Source organism: Micromonospora sp. NPDC023869 (assembly GCF_055559695.1).
On the sequence record NZ_JBVHKD010000001.1, the window covers coordinates 214403 to 230932 of the forward strand.

The window sequence follows — 16530 nt, forward strand, 5'->3', positions numbered from 1 at the left end:
ATCCACATCCGGCGATGAGCACCGTGCCGGCTTCCGAACGCGTCCCGTTCCCGGATCGGGGCGGCCTCGCACCCTCGACGAGACCCCCGCGCGGACGCTGCGTCCACCGGCTCCCACACACAACGTGACGTAAGAATCCGAAATGGACTGGAGCCGCCTGTCGGAGCGTTCATCGACATAGGCTCCGGCGATGACGCGCAAACCCCTGACCTGGCTCCTGGCCGTCCTGCTGGGCGGAGGTGCGGCATTCGGTCTCTTCTGGTTCCAGCCATGGAAGCTGTTCACCAACCAGGTGGTCGCCGAGATACTGCCGATCACCGACGCAGCCGCGCCTGAGGGATCACCGTCAGCAGAGGTGGGCCCCTCGGCCGAGACGCCACCCTCCGCCGAGGCCTCCGTCGCGCCGAGTCCGAGGAACGTGCTGCTGGCCAGCGGAGAGTTCGTCACGCATGAGCACGAGACCACCGGCACCGCCCGACTGATCCGGCTCTCCGACGGCAGTCACCAGTTGGCACTACAGGACCTCGCCACCTCCAACGGCCCCGACCTGCGAGTCTGGCTCACCGACCAGCCGGTGCTCCCCGGCCGGGCCGGCTGGCACGTATTCGACGACGGGCGATGGCTCGAACTCGACCGGCTCAAGGGGAACCGGGGCGACCAGGTCTACGACATTCCCGCAGACGCGAATCTCGATGACTTCCGCAGCGTCTCGATCTGGTGCAAGCGGTTCTCGGTGTCCTTCGGCGCAGCCGAGCTGCGGAAACCGTCCTGACCCGCGCTGTGGCTGGCCCGACACCTGTCGGGGTGTAGGCGGACGGGATGCCGGGTACCTCGCGCCCAACCCCGCACCCCTGCCCAGGAGGACCCCATGACCGTCGTACTCGCCATCGTCTGCAGCGACGGGGTGGTGATCGGCGCGGACTCCCAGATCACCGAGAGCGACCGCGGTCTGAGCTTCCCCGCCCAGAAGCTGCACCCGTTGGGCTCCTGCGCCGCCTGGGGCGGCAGCGGTGCGCGGGGCGTACTCAACGACCTGCGCCCACTCCTTGAGGAGTCGGCCACCGCCATCCTGGAAGCCCCCGACATCGGCGGCGAGTTGCAGGAGCGCGTCCTGCCCGTCTTCAAGAAGCACTACGAGAACTACATCCCGGACGTGCCCGGCGAGGACGGCGGCGGTGGGGTGTCGGCGTACCTGCTCGCGGTCGGCTACAGCCAGGGCGGGCCGTGGATCGTGGAGATCAACCCCAACGGTCTCATCGGCCGCTACGAGGACGTGGGCTTCCACGCGATCGGCTCCGGCGCGCCCATGGCCCAGCAGGCCGGCGCGCTGCTGTCCCACTTCCGGATGACCACGCGCACCGTCGAGTACGGCGTGGTGGGCGTGGTTCGGGTGCTGGAGGCGCTGGAGCGGACCTCGCCGTCGGTCGGCGGACCGTTCAGCGTCGCGTGCATCCGCGAGGAGGGCGCCCACCACCTCGACGAGAAGGAGATCGCCAAGGCGCTGAAGGACTCCCAGCGCTGGCGCGACCTCGAACAGAAAGCGCTCGACGGGCTGTTCGACTGACACCGGCGGACGAGCTGGTTGCTGGAGGCCACTGCTTAACGAGTTCGAAAAAGGCCGTCTCCCCGTTGGGAGACGGCCTTTGAACTGGGTGGAGCTGAGGGGATTTGAACCCCTGACCCCCTCGATGCGAACGAGGTGCGCTACCAGTCTGCGCCACAGCCCCTCCGCCGGTTTACCGGCGTTGGTCCCGTCCGGCTTTCACTGGGCGGGCCGGCGACAAGGCTAACAGGTCGGCCGCCTTCGCCGCGAACCGCCCCGCCCGCCCGACACCCCAAGATCCACCCGATCTCACCGGACGCCAGCCCCTCGGACCCCACGAGGCAGCAACATCACCGATATTGCTGCCTCCCACCACCGTCGAGGCAGCAATATCCCTGAAACTGCTGCCTCGACCCGCCACGAGTCGCACGCTCTCGTCCGCGACCAGGCGCCGGCGAGGCCGGGCACCGGAGAGGCCAGCCGACAGGCGGGACGGGCGGGTGTACGGCGGTCCGCCGCAGCGCGGAAGGTGCACTGTGCGAGTCGCCGGCAGGGCGGGACGGATCAGGCGCTGTGCGAGCCGCGCCCGGCCTCGTAGGGGCGACCGCGCAGGCCACCGGCGCGGCGGTAGGAGACCGAGCCACCGCTGGCGGCCTGTGGCAGGTCTGCGGGGCGGTCCAGGCCCATGGCGGAACGCCGGACGGACTCCCGCTGGGCGGCCAGGCGACGCTGGGCTTCCCGACGGGCTGCGGCGCGGCGTGCCTGTTCGCGGCGCACCTCGGCCTGTCGGGCGGCCAGCCAGGCGGCCTCGCGGGCCCGGGCACGCCGTCGACGGCGATCGGCGAGTGCGCGGGCACGCAGGTGGACGACGTACACGACGAGCAGGGTGCCGGTGACCGCGAAGCTGATCCAGAAGCCGGGGCCGACCACCAGGACGCCGACCAGTTCGACGGCGTTGAGCAGCACCAGGGCGGCGAGGACCCGACGGCGGCGGTAGACAGCCGGGGTGTGTGGGCGGCGGCGGGCGGGCCGGCGGCGTGAACGGTTCCCGGTCGGCGCGACGGAGCGCAGCCGACTCGGCCGCCCGGACCGGCGCGATGCGGGAGCGCTGTCGACCGAGCCTGCGGAGGACGGGTCGCCAGCCGCACCACCGGAGCGAGCAGGTGCGTCCGGGGCGTCACCGGTGCGGGGTGCGGGTGGCCCGGAGACGGGGGCGGCGAGCTGCCCCGAGCTGGGATCCTCGCTGAGTGTGACGACGAGGGCACGGGAAGGGTTGACCGGTCTGCGGCCGGGGACAGTGCGGCGTCGTCGGCGGCGCTGGAGCACCCGCGCCGTCGACTGCGCCCGCTCCGCCACCAACCGCTCGGCGGCGTCGTACCGGCGAACCAGCGCCGGAGCGAGAGCGAGCAGACCGGCGGCGGCGAGGACGGCGAGGAGCACCGAGGTCGGCACCCTCACCCCTCCCGTCACCAAGATTCGGAGCAACCGCCGACCGGCCGCAGGATCTTTCACCGATCGGCATCGGCGACGTGAATCATGCGGAGCGGGCAGCGCCTGCCGCAGCTTGCAGTTACCTGAGGTTACGGGTCAGGCTGGCCGGAACAACCGCGCCGCGCCGATTCCGCACGTGGGACGGCTCACGGCGTACGGGCGCGCAGCCGGTGCCAACGGGCCAGCAGCCCGCCCTCGGCGGCGATCTCCTCGCTCGTCATCGCGTACCCGATGTGGTCCCGCCACGCACCGTCGATGTGCATGTAGCGCGCGTGGTACGCCTCCTCGCGGAAGCCCAGCTTCTCCACCACGCGGCGGGACGGCCCGTTCTCGGGCCGGATGTTGACCTCCACCCGGTGCAGTCCACCGGGGCCGAAGGCGTGGTCGACGGCGAGCGCCATCGCGGTGGGGATCACACCCTGGCCGGCGACCCGACGGTCCACCCAGTAGCCGACGTAGCCGGAGCAGAACGCCCGGCGCACGATGCTGCCGATGTTGATGTGCCCGACCAGGCGTTCCGCGCCGTCGGTGTACAGGCAGACCGCGAACGGCATGCCCTCACCGGTACGCGCCGAGCGCCGCTGGTCGCGGTGGACCCAGCGGAACGTGGCCGGCGAGTTCAGATCGGCCCAGTCACCGGCCGGCGTGGACTCCCACGGGGCCAGCCACTCCCGGTTGGCGCAGCGCACCTCGGACCAGGCCGCCGCGTCGGAGCGTCGGTACGGCCGCAGCAGCACCGGCCCGTCGGAGAGCACCACCGGCCAGCCGGGCGCCCGTCGGAACAGCACCACTCCTCCACTCCCGAGCGTCACCCGGATTCACCGTCGACGGTCGAGCAGCAGCACGTCCACGGTGGAGCCGGCAGCGGCGGCGGTGACCCGCTCGCCGAGAACGAGAAGCCCGTTCGCCTCGGCCAGGCCGGCGAGGGTGAACGGACCACCGCTGAGCGGTTGGACAGTGTAACCCCCACCTCGACGCTCCGCGACGTGCGCGGGCCGGAACTCGCGCAGGCCCACGGGTGAGGAGACCGTCTCCAGCAGGTGTGCCCGCACGCTGGGGCGGAACACCGGTTCGGCACCGGCCAGCAGGTTGATCGCGGGGCGGGCCAGCACCTCGAAGCCGATCATCGCGGCGCCCGGATCGCCGGGCAGGCACACCACCGGCACCTCCTCGGCACCGACGGTGCCGAACCCGAGCGCGGTGCCCGGATAGAGCGCCACGTCGGTGAAGGTGACCGGTCCGGCGCGGCTGCCCTCGCGGCGGGACAGGATGCGGCGGACCATGTCGCCCGGCCCGGTGCCGGTGCCGCCGGTGGTGATGATCAGGTCGGCCCGCAGGGTCTGGTCCTCCAGCAGGCCACGCAGCCCCTCCGGGTCGTCGTCGCAGATACCCACCCGGTACGCCAGGGCACCCGCCTCCGCCGCCGCGGCGGTCAGCGCGTGCGAGTTGGCGTCGACCACCTGACCGGGCTGGCTGCCCCGGCCCACGTCCACCAGTTCGTCTCCGGTGGCCACGATCACCACCCGGGGGCTGGGGCGGACCACCACGTGCCCGATACCGGTGGCGGCGAAGACCGCGACCAGTGCCGGTGAGACGTACGTGCCGGCGCGGGCGAGCAGGGCGCCGGCGGTCACCTCCTCGCCGGCCCGGCGTACGCCGTAGCCCCGCTTCGGGGCGCGGAAGATCTCCACCGCCGCCATGCCCTGGTCGGTCCACTCGACCGGGACGACCACGTCGGCGGCGACCGGCAGTGGTGCTCCGGCGGCCACCGAGAAGCACGAGCCGGGGGTGAGTCGGACCGGCCGCCAGCTCGCCGCGCCGAGGTCACCGACCACGTTGAGGCGTACCGTACGGCCACCCGGACGGCCGGACTGGGCCGGGACGTATCCCACGCCCCGGGCCCCGCCGGCGATGTCCTCCCAGCGCGCGGCGTACCCGTCCACGGCCGCCTGGTCGAAGGCCGGGAACGAGTGCGGTGCGACGACGTCCTCGGCGAGGACGTTGCCGTGCGCCTGGGTGAGGTCGAGGTCGAGCGGAGGCAGCGCGCGTAACCTGCGCAGCACACTGCCCAGGTAGTCGGCGAGCGGCGTCAACCCGTTTTCGGCCGCCTCGGCGTCGGCCGTCGCGGTCATGTATTCGGACCGCCCGACGCGTCGGAGTTGACGAACTCGGCCAGCCACTTGCGGAACTCGGCACCCAGGTCCTCGCGCTCGCTGGCGATCTGGACCACGGTCTGCAGGTAGCCCAGCGGCATTCCGGTGTCGTAGCGGATGCCGCGGTAGACGATCGCGTGCACCGGGGTGCCCTCGGTCCGCAGCAGCTCCATCGCGTCGGTGAGTTGGATCTCGCCGCCGCTGCCGGGCTTGGTACGCCGGATCGCGTCGAAGATCTTGCCCGGCAGCACGTACCGGCCGAGCACGGCCAGGTTGCTCGGCGCCTCCTCCGGCTTGGGCTTCTCCACCATGCCGGTGACCCGGACGACCTCCCCGATGTCGGTCAGCTCGGACTCGGCCGGCTCGACCGAGGCGATGCCGTAGCGCGTGGTCTCGGCCGGGTCGACCTCGAAGAAGGCGAGCACCACGCCACCCGTACGCGCCTGCAGCTCCAACATGGCCGGCAGCAGCGGCTCGGAGAGGTTGACGAACTCGTCGCCGAGCATCACCGCGAAGGGCTCGTCGCCGACGTGCGACTCGGCGTAGCCGACGGCGTGGCCGAGGCCGAGCTGCTCGGGCTGCCGGCAGGTGTAGATGGCGGCCAGTTCCTCGGTGCGCTTGACGGCGGCCAGCAGCTCGGGCTTCTCCGCGAGCCGCTCCTCCAGATCGGGGCGGCGGTCGAAGTGGTCGACCATCGATGTCTTGCCGCGCCCGGTGATCAGGAGCACGTCGCCGATACCGGCCTGGGCGGCCTCCTCGACGATGTACTGCAACACGGGGCGGTCGACGACCGGCAGCAGCTCCTTGGGTACCGCCTTGGTCGCCGGCAGGAACCGGGTGGCCAGGCCGGCGGCCGGGATGACGGCCTTGACGGCACGGGGACGACCGGTGGCGGCGGTCGCTGAGGGGTTCGCTGAGTGCTCCGACATGTCGCGAGACTATCGGCCGAGGCCGTGACGCGGCGGGTGAGGACCGGAAGACGCGCCGCCCGCCGGAGCAGTTCTGCCGGTCGTGGCGGAACCGGCCGGGGCCGGTTCGTCGTCGGTGGCCGGTTCGCCCGGATCGCCCTCCGGTCCGGCCCTGGGCAGCCCGTCCTGCGGGGTACGGGTCGCCACCAGCACCGGTAGCTCCCGGGTGGCCGACGCCTCCCGGGCGGGAGCCAGCCGCCAGGTGTCCCGGCCACCCGTCTTGGCGGCGTACAGCGCCTCGTCCGCTGCCTGGAGCACCTGCGGCCCGGTGTCGGCGTGGTCCGGAAAGACGGCGATCCCGATCGATACCGTCATCGAGACGGTGTCCGGCGCTCCGGTGTGCCGTGCCACGTGGACCGGACTGTCCCGGACGGCCGCGGCGAGCCGCTCGGCGACGATCGTCGCGCCCCGGGCGTCGGTCTCCGGCAACAGCACCACGAACTCCTCCCCGCCCTGCCGGAAGGCGAGGTCCACCTCGCGGATCTCGCCCCGGACGCGCCGGGCGAACTCGGCCAGCACGGTGTCCCCGGCCGGGTGCCCGTACGTGTCGTTGATCCGCTTGAACCGGTCCAGGTCCAGCACGAGGACGCTGACCGTCCGGCCGAACCGGCTGGCCCGCTCCACCTCCCGGCGTACCGACTCGCGCAGGTAGCGGTAGTTCCACAGCCCGGTCAGCGGGTCGGTGAGCGAGAGCCGCTGCGCCTCCTCGTGGACGCGGACGTTCTCCACCGCCACCGCCGCGTGCCCGGCGAAGGTGCGCAGCGTCGCCAGGTCGTCGTCGTCGAACTCGGCTCCGCCCGGTCGGTCGTAGAGGGCGAGCACGCCGAGCACGGTCTCCGGCGCGTCCGGCCGGGTCCCGGCGGTCGCGGCGTCGCACCCCGGGCCGGGTTCGACGCGTACGGTCGCCTCGGGCGTGGTGAACGGCACCGCGACGTACGTCCGGCAGGGCGGTTCGCCGGAGGCGTCGTCGGCCGGGTCCACCCGTCCCCGGCAGGGTCGGCCGGTCGCCGCGACCTCGCCCAGCAACCCGCTGCCGACCGGCACCGACCCGGTGCCGGGCCAGCGTCCGTCGAGCCCCTCCGAGCACTGGGCGACCAGCACGCCACCCGGCTCGGTGAGCAGCACCGCACCGGCCCGGGCGCCGGTCGCGGCGAGCGCGCTGCGCAGGATCACCCGCAGGATCCGTTGCAGGTCGTGGGTGCTGGCCAGGGTGTCGCCCAGCACCGCGAGGTGCCCGCGTAGCTGGTCGCGACTGCTGGCCAGCGCCGCCAGATAGCCACCGGTCTCCTGGGCCATCCGGTTGAACGCGGCGGCCAACCGGCCGACCTCGTCGTCGCTGCGTACCGGCACCCGGGCGGTCAGGTCGCCGGCCGCCACCCGGTCGACCGCGCCAGCCAGCTCCACCAGCGGGCGGGTGGTCACCCGGGCCAGTCGCCAGGCGGCGGCCACTCCCACCAGGGCGGCCAGCAGCACCACGCCGACCAGCACGGCGTGCAGCCCGGGCGGCTGGTCGCTGGGGACCGAGAGCACCAGGTGCAGCGGCTGGCCGGGTGTCGGACCCGCCCTCCGCAGGTACCGGCCGTCCGGTGTGCCGGTCACCCGCTCGCCGCGCAGTGACGCGGCTGCGGCGAGCACCTCGTCCCGGCCGTTCGCCGACTCCGTGGTGTGCGCGACGTGCGGCGCGCCGCCGCCGTCGAGCAGCGTCACCGCGACGCCGGTCACCGCCGCGAGACGCGCCACGAAACGGGGGTCGACCGGTTGGGCGGCGGAGACCGTGCCGAGCGCCGCGCCAGCCGGGTCGCGCAGTTCCACCCGGACGGCGAGCGCACCGACCGGCCCGACGGAGGCCGGCCCGAGACCGACCGCAGGCGGCGTCGGTGGGCCGCAGTCCCGCCAGGGGGCCGGTGGGGCGTCCGGGGTGGCATAGCTGACCCGGCCGGTGACGTCGGTGACCAGCACCGCCGAGGCCAGGCCCCGGCTGACCACCTGGCCGGCGGCACCCGGCCGGTCGGCGGTGAGCGCGACCGCGTCCGCCGCGGCACGGAGCTGCTGGCAGAGCGCGTCGATTGAGGTACGCACGGCGGTGGCCGCCACCGCCAGTCGCTCGGTGGCGCGGCTGCGGTCCATCGTCGCCACGGTGGAGGCGACGAAGACGGCGCCGAGCAGGACCGGGCCGAACGCCACGGCCAGGAACGCTGCGGTCAACCGCCCCCGTAGCGTCAACGCTTCCCCTTCCCCCCGGAAGTTGCGCGACCGTCGCCTGCGATGCTGACACAGAGCAACGGTGCGACACGCGTTGCGTGAGGGGTGTTGCGTGCCGGAATTTGCGGAAGGAGCGGAAGTGACGCATGACGCGAAGCGGGCGACACGGGTGACGCTGCTGGCCCGCCGCCGGGCGTTCACCGCCGCCGAGCGCGAGGCCGCGACCGAAGCCGTCCAGGCCGCACTGGTGGCCCTGGTACGCAGGCTGCGGCCGACCCGGGTGGCCGCGTACGCGCCGGTGGGCGGCGAGCCGGGCGGCCCGGACCTGCCGGCGGTGCTCGCCGACGCGCTGCCGCCCGGCACCGACCTGCTGCTGCCGGTGCTCCGTGACGACCTGGACCTGGACTGGGCCCGCTGGGCGGGAGCCGGCGCGATGGTCGCCGCCGGTCGGGGCATCCGCGAGCCGGACACCCCTCGGCTGGGTGTCGACGCGATCGCCACGGCCGAGGTGGTCGTGGTGCCCGCGCTGGCCGTCGACCGTCGGGGCGTACGGCTGGGCCGGGGTGGCGGATCGTACGACCGGGCGCTGGCCCGGGTGCCCGCGACCGCCCTCACGGTGACGCCCCTGTACGACGGCGAACTGCTCGACGAGGTCCCGGCCAAGCCGCACGACCGTCCGGTACGCGCGGCGCTCACCCCGAGCGGCGGCCTGCACCCGCTGCCGACCTCCTCGGGTGTCGCGCCCCACACTTCCGCTGGACGAACCGGCCCCCGATGACGCACCATTGGCACTCGAATACGTCGAGTGCCAACCGGCCGTGTCAGACCCGGAGGAGAACGTGCCCACGTACCAGTACGCCTGCACCGCGTGCGGTCACCAGCTCGAGGCGGTGCAGTCCTTCTCCGACGAGCCGCTGACCGACTGCCCCGCGTGCGAGGGGCGGCTGCGGAAGCTCTTCAACTCCGTCGGCATCGTCTTCAAGGGCTCCGGCTTCTACCGCACCGACTCCCGTTCCAACGGCTCGGCGAGCACCGACACCGCGTCGAGCCCGAGCAAGTCGACCTCGTCCGAGTCGTCGTCCTCCTCGACCGGCTCGACCTCCTCGTCGAGCAGCTCGTCCGCCGGCAGCACCGGCTCCTCGGGCAACTCGTCCGGCGGCGGCACGAGCAAGGCCCCGGCGGCGGCGAGCACCTCCTGACGGTGACCTGACCGGGCACCCGTCGCCCCGCGTCGTCGATCGCGACGGTCGCCGGGCGACGGCCCGGCCGGGCGTTCGTTCCAGGCTCGGCCCGGCGCTCAGTCCCAGTGCGGCGGGCGCTCGGCCAGCAGCCAGTGGTCGTTGCCGCCGGCCCGCTCGCCCCAGCCGCGATCGGTGTCGTCGGTGCTCTGCTCGGGCAGCACCACGAAGTCGTCGTCGCTCAGGTCGACCGCGCGATCGTCGTCGCGCCGCCCGCCTGGTTCCCCACTCGTCACGAGCGCCAAGGCTAACGCACCTCCGGACCGCTCCCGAGCCGTCGACAACGGGGTGTGCGGGCTGACCGATCGCGGTGTGCGGGGCACGGCGCGGCCCGGCAGCGTGGCGCACCGGTCATTGGTAGCGTCGGACGACGTGACGACGCCCCACCCCGGCCCGGCCTCCGACGACCCATGGCGCCGGCCCGACACCGGGGACGGGCCCACGCCCGGCACCGGTGCGGAGTCCACCGCCGCGGCCCGGCCGGAGTTCACGCCCGGCCCCGCGCCACGCCGACCCGCGTCCGACGATCCCTGGCGTCCGCCGACGGCTCCCGCCCCGGGCGCCACGATCGGCCCGGGTGGCGTCGCGCCGGGCGGTCACGGACCGGCCGGGTACGGCGGCCCGCCGCCCACCACCGCGCCGCCGCCGGGTTGGCGTCCACCAGTGCACCTCCAGGCGGCACCGCCACGGCGGCTACCGGCGCAGGACATGGCGGCGCTGGACGCGCAGGAGCAGCGGGCGCAGCGGCTCACCTGGGTGATCGGCGGGGTGGCGGGCGCCGTCCTCGTGGTGGTGGTCTGCCTGCTCTGCTCGCGAGCCTTCCTCTGACGGCGGCGGGCCGTCAGTCGAAGGTGTTGCCCCAGACCATCTCGGATCCCGAGTGACCGGTGAGCCAGACGTAGACGAGCGCGGCCACCCCCGCACCGATCACCAGCACCGACAGCACCGGGGTGAGCCAGGTCGGCAGCTTCGGCGCCCGAGGGTGGCTGCTGGTCGCCACCAGCAGCAGGATCGTCACCAGGGAGAGGCCCAGCGTGATCAGGAACAGCACGTCACCGTAGGCGGCGTGCGCGTTCATCTGGTCGATGATCTCGCCGGAGAAGCCCCGGGCGATCTGCCGTTCCTGCAGGGCCTCGCCGGACTGCTTGCCGACGAACGCCGTGATCGGCGCGACGACCGCGAGGATCGCCACCGCCCAGTCCAGGCGGGGACGGAATCTCGGCAGCGCGATGTACGCGGCGGCGAGCAACACCAGCAGTGGTACGAAGACCACAACCGCATGCACGACGAGCACGTGCATGGGCAGGCCCAGCGCCTTCTCGAACATCCGCACCTCCGGCGATAGGTGATCGTGACCTGTCAGCGTACGGGCCGGGGATGGCCCCGCCCAGTGCGCTTCTGCTTGACACGGCTCTCCGGCGTCCAGGGTTCACCGAGACGTCACCCGGGAGGACTGGCTGTGGCCCGAGCCACCGAACTCGCCGGTCTGTTGTCCGGTGGAGGCGACCGTGCTGTCATTGACACATGTCCAGCGGTGCGGATCTGCTGCGGTCGCACGGCCTGCGGGTCACCCGGCCACGCCTCGCCGTACTCGACGTGTTGGCGGACGGCGGTCACCTGGACGTCGACGAGATCACCCGGCGGGTACGCGAGCGAATCGACTCGGTCTCCACCCAGGCGGTCTACGACGTGCTGGGGGCGCTCTCCCGCGCCGGGCTGTCCCGTCGGATCGAACCGGCCGGCAGCCCGGCCCGCTACGAGGCCCGGGTGGGTGACAACCACCACCACGTGGTGTGCCGGGGTTGCGGGGAGATCGCCGACGTGGACTGCGCCGTCGGCGAGGCCCCCTGCCTGGATCCGCGCACTGCGGCCGGCTTCCACGTCGACGAGGCCGAGGTCACCTTCTGGGGGCTCTGCCCCGGTTGCCAGGCCCGTCGCGCCGCCGACTCCTGAGCGCCCCGGCCGGGCGTGGCACGCTTGGTGGGTGGATTCCACTGACACCGGCCTGTTCGGTCCTGACTCGGTCACCTGGAAACTGCACGCGGAGCCGATCCTGCTCCTCGCCGGACTGCGCTCGCTCTATCTCCAGGCGCTGCACCCTCGGGCGATGGCCGGGGTCGCCCAGAACAGCAACTACCGCCGCGACGCCTGGGGTCGGCTGATCCGCACTGCCAACTACGTCGGCACCACCGTCTACGGCACCACGGCCGAGGCGGAGGAGGCCGGGCTACGGCTACGCCGGCTGCACGCCCGGATGACGGCCGTCGACGCGGCCACCGGGGAGCGGTTCCGGGTCGACGAGCCGGACCTGCTGCGCTGGGTACACGTCACCGAGGTGGAGTCGTTCCTCGACACCGCGCGCCGGGCCGGCGTACCGCTGGACGACGCCGAGGTGGACGGCTACTACACCGAGCAGCGCCGATCCGCCGCACTGGTCGGACTGGACCCGGAGACGGTCCCGGGCACCGCCGCCGAGGTGGCCGACTACTACCGCCGGGTGCGCCCGGAGCTGCGCATGACCAAGGAGGCCGCCGAGACGGCCCTGTTCCTGACCGCGCCGCCGCTGCCGTGGAAGCTCAGCCTGCCCGCCCGGGTCGGGCTCAACCTCGGGCCGCTGAGGTGGGCGTACTTCGGCGTGGCCGGCACCGCGCTGGCGCTGCTGCCCGGCTGGGCCCGGCGACTGTACGGCGGGCTGGGCCTGCCGACCACCGCCCTGTCGGCGGACGTGTCGGTACGCGCGCTGCGGCTCGCCCTCACCGCGCTGCCGCGTGACTGGCGGGAGGGGCCGATGCGGCGTGCCGCCGAGGAGCGGGCGGCCCGGGCGGCGGCCCTGTCCGGCTGACCGGACGGCTGCTCCGACCTGGCCGACCGGATGCGCGGCCGGGTCGACGCCGGCCCCGGCGGCCGTTCAGCCCGACTCGGCTCAGGGCACGACCGTTCGGCTCGGCTCGGCCTGGGGCGCGGCGGGACGGTCGACGGCCGCCCAGGGTTCCTTGCCCGGCTGCTCGGCTCCGGCCGGGCAGGTGCGCCGGAAGTCGCACCAGGCGCAGCGCGGGCCGGGCGTGGTCGGGAAGGCGGTGTCCGGGTCGCCGCCGCCTGCGACCGACCGCTCGGCGGCCATGATGTCCTGGGCGGTCTGCTCGGCCCGGGTCACCTGCCGGGCCAGCGACTCGACGGTGTGCTCGTGCGCGGCGACCGTGCCGCTGGGCAGGTGGTGCAGTTCGACCCGGCGGCACGGGCGACGGAACACCCGCTCGGCCGCGTACGCGTAGAGCGCCAGCGCCTGCGAGCCCCGGGCGTCGTCGGCGTCCATCCCGGTGCGGCCGGTCTTGTAGTCGACGATGACCAGCTCGGGGCCGTCCGGCCCGGGTCGGGAGTCGATCCGGTCGGTGCGCCCGTTGAACGCCAGCACCCCGGTCTTGGTGGCCACCACCCGCTCCACGCCGACCGGCTCGTCGGCCGGGTCGAGCCCGCCGACGTACGCCTCCAGCCAGCCCAGTGCCCGCCGGTAGACGTCCCGCTCCTGCGCGTCGTCGCGGTAGCCGTCCCGCACCCAGGTTCCCTTGAGCAGGGTCGGCAGCACCTCCGGGCGACGCCGGTCGACGGGCAGGGCATACCAGTTCTTCAGGGCGGTGTGCACGCTGGCGCCGAGTGAGTTGTGCGCCCACGGCGGCCCCTTCGGCGGGGCGGGCCGGTCGACGTAGGAGTAGCGGTAGCGCCGGGGGCAGTCCGCGTACGCACCCAGTTTGCTCGGGGTGCAGACGAACAGCCGCTCCGGCATGCCCTCGAAGCCGAGCTGCTCGGGCTGCCCGTCGCGGGGCCGGGGCGCGCGGCCACCGGCGGCGGGTCGTCCTGCTGGGGATGCTCGTCGCACGGCCCCGATCCTGCCATCCACCCCCGACAGTCGCATCGGCGGTGAGCACCTCGATGCCGCCTGGACGGAACGCGAGGTCAGGCCGAGGCGACCTCGGTCACCCCGGACGAGGCGGCGACGAGCCGCTCGTACGCCTCGGGCGCGGTGGTGAAGGCACCGAGTCGGACGGTCTTGTGCGTGCCGTGGAAGTCCGACGACCCGGTCACCAGCAGGTCCAGGTCAGCGGCGAGTCCGCGGACGTGGGCCCGCTCGGCGGGCGAATGGTCCTCATGGTCGGCCTCCAGACCGGCCAGGCCGACCGCCGCCAGCTCGGCGATCAGCGTGTCCGGCACGACCGGGCCACGTCGACTGGCCCGGGGATGGGCGAACACCGGCACCCCGCCGGCCGCCCGGACCAACCGGACCGCCTGGAAGACGTCGATGTCCTCCTTCGGCAGGCGGTACCGCTCCCCCAGCCACTCCGGGCCGAACGCCGCGCTGGTGGTGGCGACCAGCCCGGCCCGGATCAGCGCCTGCGCGATGTGCGGTCGCCCGACCGTCCCACCGCCCGCCGTGGCGAGGATCTCCGGCCATCGCACGTCGACACCGTCGGCGCGCAGCAGCTCCACGGTGCGTTCGCCACGGGTCAGCCGGGCGGCCCGCATCCGGGCCAGCTCGGCGACCAGCTCCGGATGGTCCGGGTCGAAGAGGTACGCCAGCAGGTGCAGCGACATCGGCGGCTGCTCGCCGTACCAGCGGCAGGACAGTTCCGCCCCGCGTACCAGACGCAGCCCGGGCGGCAGCGCCCGCAGGGCCGGCACCCAGCCGGCGGTGGTGTCGTGGTCGGTGATCGCCACCACGTCCAGCCCGGCCTCGGCGGCGGCCCGGACCAGCTCGGCGGGACCGAGCGTGCCGTCGCTGGCCGTGGAGTGGGTGTGCAGGTCGATCCGGGGGGTCATCGCCCGACGCTACCGGGCCGGCGGTCAGCCACCGGTCACCACCACCAGCGGTTGGTCGTCGTGCAGGCCGGGGACGGTGACCCGGATGGCGGACCGACCGGCACGGACCCGCTCGACGTCCACCCGGACCAGCGCGCCGGTCGCGTCGGCGTAGTGCGCCACGTCCGGCTGGCTCCAGGACACCGTGCCGGTCATCGCCGGTCCGGCGGTCCGGGCCGGAACGGTCGGATCGAGTCGGGTCAGGTCGACCAGCAGTGCCCGGTCCTGTTCGCCGACGCGCCCGTTGACCAGCAGCCACCGCCCGTCCGGGGAGACCGCACCGAGGCCGTCGCCCTCGATCGTGGGGCCGCAGGCCGGGGGGTCGGGTGGGCGAAGGCCCACCGGGTCGAGCAGGGTCAGGCAGACGTCCTCGGTCGGCTCGGCGGGTACCTCGCCGACCAGGCGTCCGTCCGGCAGCGCGCCGAAGATCCGCCGGCTGGTCCGGTCCGTGCCCTCGTCGAGCGGGCCCGGACGCAGCGGCCAGAGCACGTGGCCGGGAAGGGCGGGGTCGAGTCGCACCAGCACCGCGTCGTCGACGAACCGCAGCGGTACGGCGGTGGCCGGCGCGTCGGCGCGTACGGTGCCGGTCAGTTCGCCGTCCACGATGCCGGCGGCGGCCAACACCCGGTCCTGCTTCCAGGCGACCTGCCGGCCGGACCGGTCGAGGACGATCTCGTCGGCGCCCGCCAGTAGCGCCCGGGAGGTCCCGTCGGCCGCCACCGCCCACAGCGACCGCCCGGACAGCGACGGTTCGCCGACCGCCAGCCAGCCCCGCCCGTCGGTGAGACGGTGTACGCGCTCCACCGCACCGATCCCGATCAGGGTCACCCGGCGACCCTGCGCGGTGGCGATCGTCCGGTTGACCAGCAGATCGACCTCGGCCAGCGGGGTCTCGGTGCTCGGGCCGGGCGGCGGGAGGCTGGTGCGGAACCTGTCCGGTGCCGGGTACGGGTCCGCGATCACCACCGTGTCGGCGCCGTGCGGCGGACGGTCGTCACCCAGTTGCATCGCACCGGCGCTGACCAGCACGATCGCCGACGCGGCCAGGCTCATCCCGGCCACCGTACGGCGACGCTGAACGCGGGCGGCCCGGCGGAGCACCGCACTCGCCGGGTCGTGCGGGGCGCGCGGGGTCGCCACCTGCCGGGAGAACGTCTCCCGGACGGCGCGCTCCAACTCGTCCTGCGACATGCTGACGAGACGATCCGGAGTCCCGCTCTGGTTGTCACGACCTCCGGAAACGGTGTTCACCGGTGCTCACCGACCAGGGCGTCGTCCGGTTGCCGCAGTCGTTCCGCCGCCTCGGACGGTGTCCCGGGTCGCAGGGCCGGGACCTGCGTGTCGGGCCGGCCGGTCGGAGGCAGGATGTCGGCTCGGGCGGCCGGAGGCGGTGCGTCGACTCCGGTGGCCGGGCGGGGGCGGGCGGTCGACGTGGACCGGGCGGCCGGGCGACCGGTCCGGCGGGCGGCCGGCGTCGGCGTGGCTGCTGGTGCGGGAGGAGTCGCCGGCGCGCCGGGGAGGGTGGCCGCCTCCTCCGCGCCGAGCCGCCGCCGCAGAGTGGCCAGGGCCCGCGAGGTCTGGCTCTTGACGGTGCCCGGTGAGATCTCCAGCAGGGCGGCGGTCTGCGCCTCCGACATGTCCTCGTAGTAGCGCAGCACCAGCACCGCGCGCTGCCGGGCGGGCAGCGCGCGGAGGTGCCGCCAGAGCACGTCGCGGTCGAGTTGCTGCTCGATCGCGTCGGCGGCGGCACGCTCCGGCAGCACCTCGGTTGGTCGTTCGCCGTGCCAGCGACGCCGCCACCAACTCGTGGACGTGTTGACCATGACGCGCCGGGCGTACGGCTCGATGGCCTCGATGCCGCCGAGGCGCTTCCAGGCCAGGTACGTCTTGGTCAGCGCGGTCTGGAGCAGGTCCTCGGCGGTGCCCCAGTCGCCGGTGAGCAGGTACGCGGTGCGCAGCAGCGCGGCGGAACGGGCCGTGACGAAGTCACGGAATTCGTCCTCCAACGGATTGCTGCCGCCCACGCGCCACCCCCGAACTGATCCTGCTCGGCAGCCTGCCACGACCCGGGGTAGCGGGTCGAG

The 16530-nt window shown here is 73.9% G+C and carries 18 protein-coding genes and 1 tRNA gene; 7 read left to right on the forward strand and 12 right to left on the reverse strand.

Features of this window, described 5'->3' with window-relative positions; translation table 11 throughout:
* Positions 1 to 190 precede the first annotated feature (190 nt).
* Both ACZ31C_RS00970 and ACZ31C_RS00975 read left to right on the forward strand, forming a co-directional pair.
* Entirely contained in the window at positions 191 to 772 is a 582-nt protein-coding gene (locus ACZ31C_RS00970) for a DM13 domain-containing protein (protein WP_465793663.1), read from the forward strand.
* Between the two features lie 96 nt (positions 773 to 868).
* Positions 869 to 1564: a proteasome protein gene (locus ACZ31C_RS00975; protein ID WP_465793664.1), complete on the forward strand. Its 696-nt coding sequence runs from the start codon at positions 869 to 871 to the stop codon at positions 1562 to 1564.
* A gap of 89 nt (positions 1565 to 1653) precedes the next feature.
* Here the strand turns inward: ACZ31C_RS00975 and ACZ31C_RS00980 are convergent.
* From ACZ31C_RS00980 to ACZ31C_RS01005, 6 genes are all read right to left on the reverse strand, one after another.
* A tRNA-Ala gene (locus ACZ31C_RS00980) sits at positions 1654 to 1727 on the reverse strand.
* Between the two features lie 380 nt (positions 1728 to 2107).
* Positions 2108 to 3001 carry a divisome protein SepX/GlpR gene (sepX, locus tag ACZ31C_RS00985; protein WP_465793665.1) on the reverse strand — a complete coding sequence of 298 codons (894 nt, stop codon included), beginning with the start codon at positions 2999 to 3001 and terminating at the stop codon, positions 2108 to 2110.
* A gap of 179 nt (positions 3002 to 3180) precedes the next feature.
* A complete protein-coding gene (locus ACZ31C_RS00990; RefSeq protein WP_465794335.1) occupies positions 3181 to 3822 on the reverse strand; it encodes a GNAT family N-acetyltransferase in 642 nt (213 codons plus the stop codon).
* Between the two features lie 30 nt (positions 3823 to 3852).
* On the reverse strand, positions 3853 to 5166 hold the full coding sequence (locus tag ACZ31C_RS00995) for a molybdopterin molybdotransferase MoeA (protein WP_396740838.1): 1314 nt from the start codon (positions 5164 to 5166) through the stop codon (positions 3853 to 3855).
* On the reverse strand, positions 5163 to 6116 hold the full coding sequence (locus tag ACZ31C_RS01000) for a UTP--glucose-1-phosphate uridylyltransferase (protein ID WP_465793666.1): 954 nt from the start codon (positions 6114 to 6116) through the stop codon (positions 5163 to 5165). The genes ACZ31C_RS00995 and ACZ31C_RS01000 overlap by 4 nt, the downstream gene beginning before the upstream one ends.
* Before the next feature lie 9 nt (positions 6117 to 6125).
* A complete protein-coding gene (locus ACZ31C_RS01005) occupies positions 6126 to 8378 on the reverse strand; it encodes a GGDEF domain-containing protein (protein ID WP_465793667.1) in 2253 nt (750 codons plus the stop codon).
* A gap of 118 nt (positions 8379 to 8496) precedes the next feature.
* Between ACZ31C_RS01005 and ACZ31C_RS01010 the strand changes: the two genes are divergently transcribed.
* Together ACZ31C_RS01010 and ACZ31C_RS01015 are read left to right on the forward strand one after the other, a co-directional pair.
* On the forward strand, positions 8497 to 9135 hold the full coding sequence (locus tag ACZ31C_RS01010; RefSeq protein ID WP_465793668.1) for a 5-formyltetrahydrofolate cyclo-ligase: 639 nt from the start codon (positions 8497 to 8499) through the stop codon (positions 9133 to 9135).
* A 40-nt stretch (positions 9136 to 9175) separates the two neighbouring features.
* Positions 9176 to 9556, forward strand: a complete 381-nt coding sequence (locus ACZ31C_RS01015; protein ID WP_465793669.1) for an FmdB family zinc ribbon protein — start codon at positions 9176 to 9178, stop codon at positions 9554 to 9556.
* Between the two features lie 98 nt (positions 9557 to 9654).
* Here the strand turns inward: ACZ31C_RS01015 and ACZ31C_RS01020 are convergent, their stop codons facing one another.
* A complete protein-coding gene (locus ACZ31C_RS01020) occupies positions 9655 to 9831 on the reverse strand; it encodes a hypothetical protein (protein WP_465793670.1) in 177 nt (58 codons plus the stop codon).
* Positions 9832 to 9967: 136 nt separating this feature from the next.
* Between ACZ31C_RS01020 and ACZ31C_RS01025 the strand changes: the two genes are divergently transcribed.
* Positions 9968 to 10423 (forward strand): hypothetical protein, encoded by a 456-nt coding sequence (locus ACZ31C_RS01025; RefSeq protein ID WP_465793671.1) that lies wholly within the window; start codon positions 9968 to 9970, stop codon positions 10421 to 10423.
* Positions 10424 to 10436: 13 nt separating this feature from the next.
* Here ACZ31C_RS01025 and ACZ31C_RS01030 read toward each other — a convergent pair whose 3' ends face one another.
* Positions 10437 to 10922, reverse strand: coding sequence for a DUF2231 domain-containing protein (locus ACZ31C_RS01030; protein ID WP_396740850.1), 486 nt, complete (start codon positions 10920 to 10922; stop codon positions 10437 to 10439).
* Positions 10923 to 11119: 197 nt separating this feature from the next.
* Between ACZ31C_RS01030 and ACZ31C_RS01035 the strand changes: the two genes are divergently transcribed.
* Together ACZ31C_RS01035 and ACZ31C_RS01040 are read left to right on the forward strand one after the other, a co-directional pair.
* Positions 11120 to 11548, forward strand: a complete 429-nt coding sequence (locus ACZ31C_RS01035) for a Fur family transcriptional regulator (RefSeq protein WP_350695929.1) — start codon at positions 11120 to 11122, stop codon at positions 11546 to 11548.
* Between the two features lie 31 nt (positions 11549 to 11579).
* Positions 11580 to 12437, forward strand: a complete 858-nt coding sequence (locus ACZ31C_RS01040; protein ID WP_396740852.1) for an oxygenase MpaB family protein — start codon at positions 11580 to 11582, stop codon at positions 12435 to 12437.
* An 81-nt stretch (positions 12438 to 12518) separates the two neighbouring features.
* Here ACZ31C_RS01040 and ACZ31C_RS01045 read toward each other — a convergent pair whose 3' ends face one another.
* The 4 genes from ACZ31C_RS01045 to ACZ31C_RS01060 all read right to left on the reverse strand — a co-directional run bounded on the left by ACZ31C_RS01045 (position 12519) and on the right by ACZ31C_RS01060 (position 16470).
* Positions 12519 to 13376 carry a RecB family exonuclease gene (locus ACZ31C_RS01045; protein ID WP_465794336.1) on the reverse strand — a complete coding sequence of 286 codons (858 nt, stop codon included), beginning with the start codon at positions 13374 to 13376 and terminating at the stop codon, positions 12519 to 12521.
* Positions 13377 to 13546: 170 nt separating this feature from the next.
* Positions 13547 to 14407: a PHP domain-containing protein gene (locus ACZ31C_RS01050; protein WP_396740854.1), complete on the reverse strand. Its 861-nt coding sequence runs from the start codon at positions 14405 to 14407 to the stop codon at positions 13547 to 13549.
* A gap of 24 nt (positions 14408 to 14431) precedes the next feature.
* Positions 14432 to 15637 carry a hypothetical protein gene (locus tag ACZ31C_RS01055; RefSeq protein ID WP_465793672.1) on the reverse strand — a complete coding sequence of 402 codons (1206 nt, stop codon included), beginning with the start codon at positions 15635 to 15637 and terminating at the stop codon, positions 14432 to 14434.
* Between the two features lie 56 nt (positions 15638 to 15693).
* On the reverse strand, positions 15694 to 16470 hold the full coding sequence (locus tag ACZ31C_RS01060) for a SigE family RNA polymerase sigma factor (RefSeq protein ID WP_465793673.1): 777 nt from the start codon (positions 16468 to 16470) through the stop codon (positions 15694 to 15696).
* Positions 16471 to 16530: the final 60 nt, after the last annotated feature.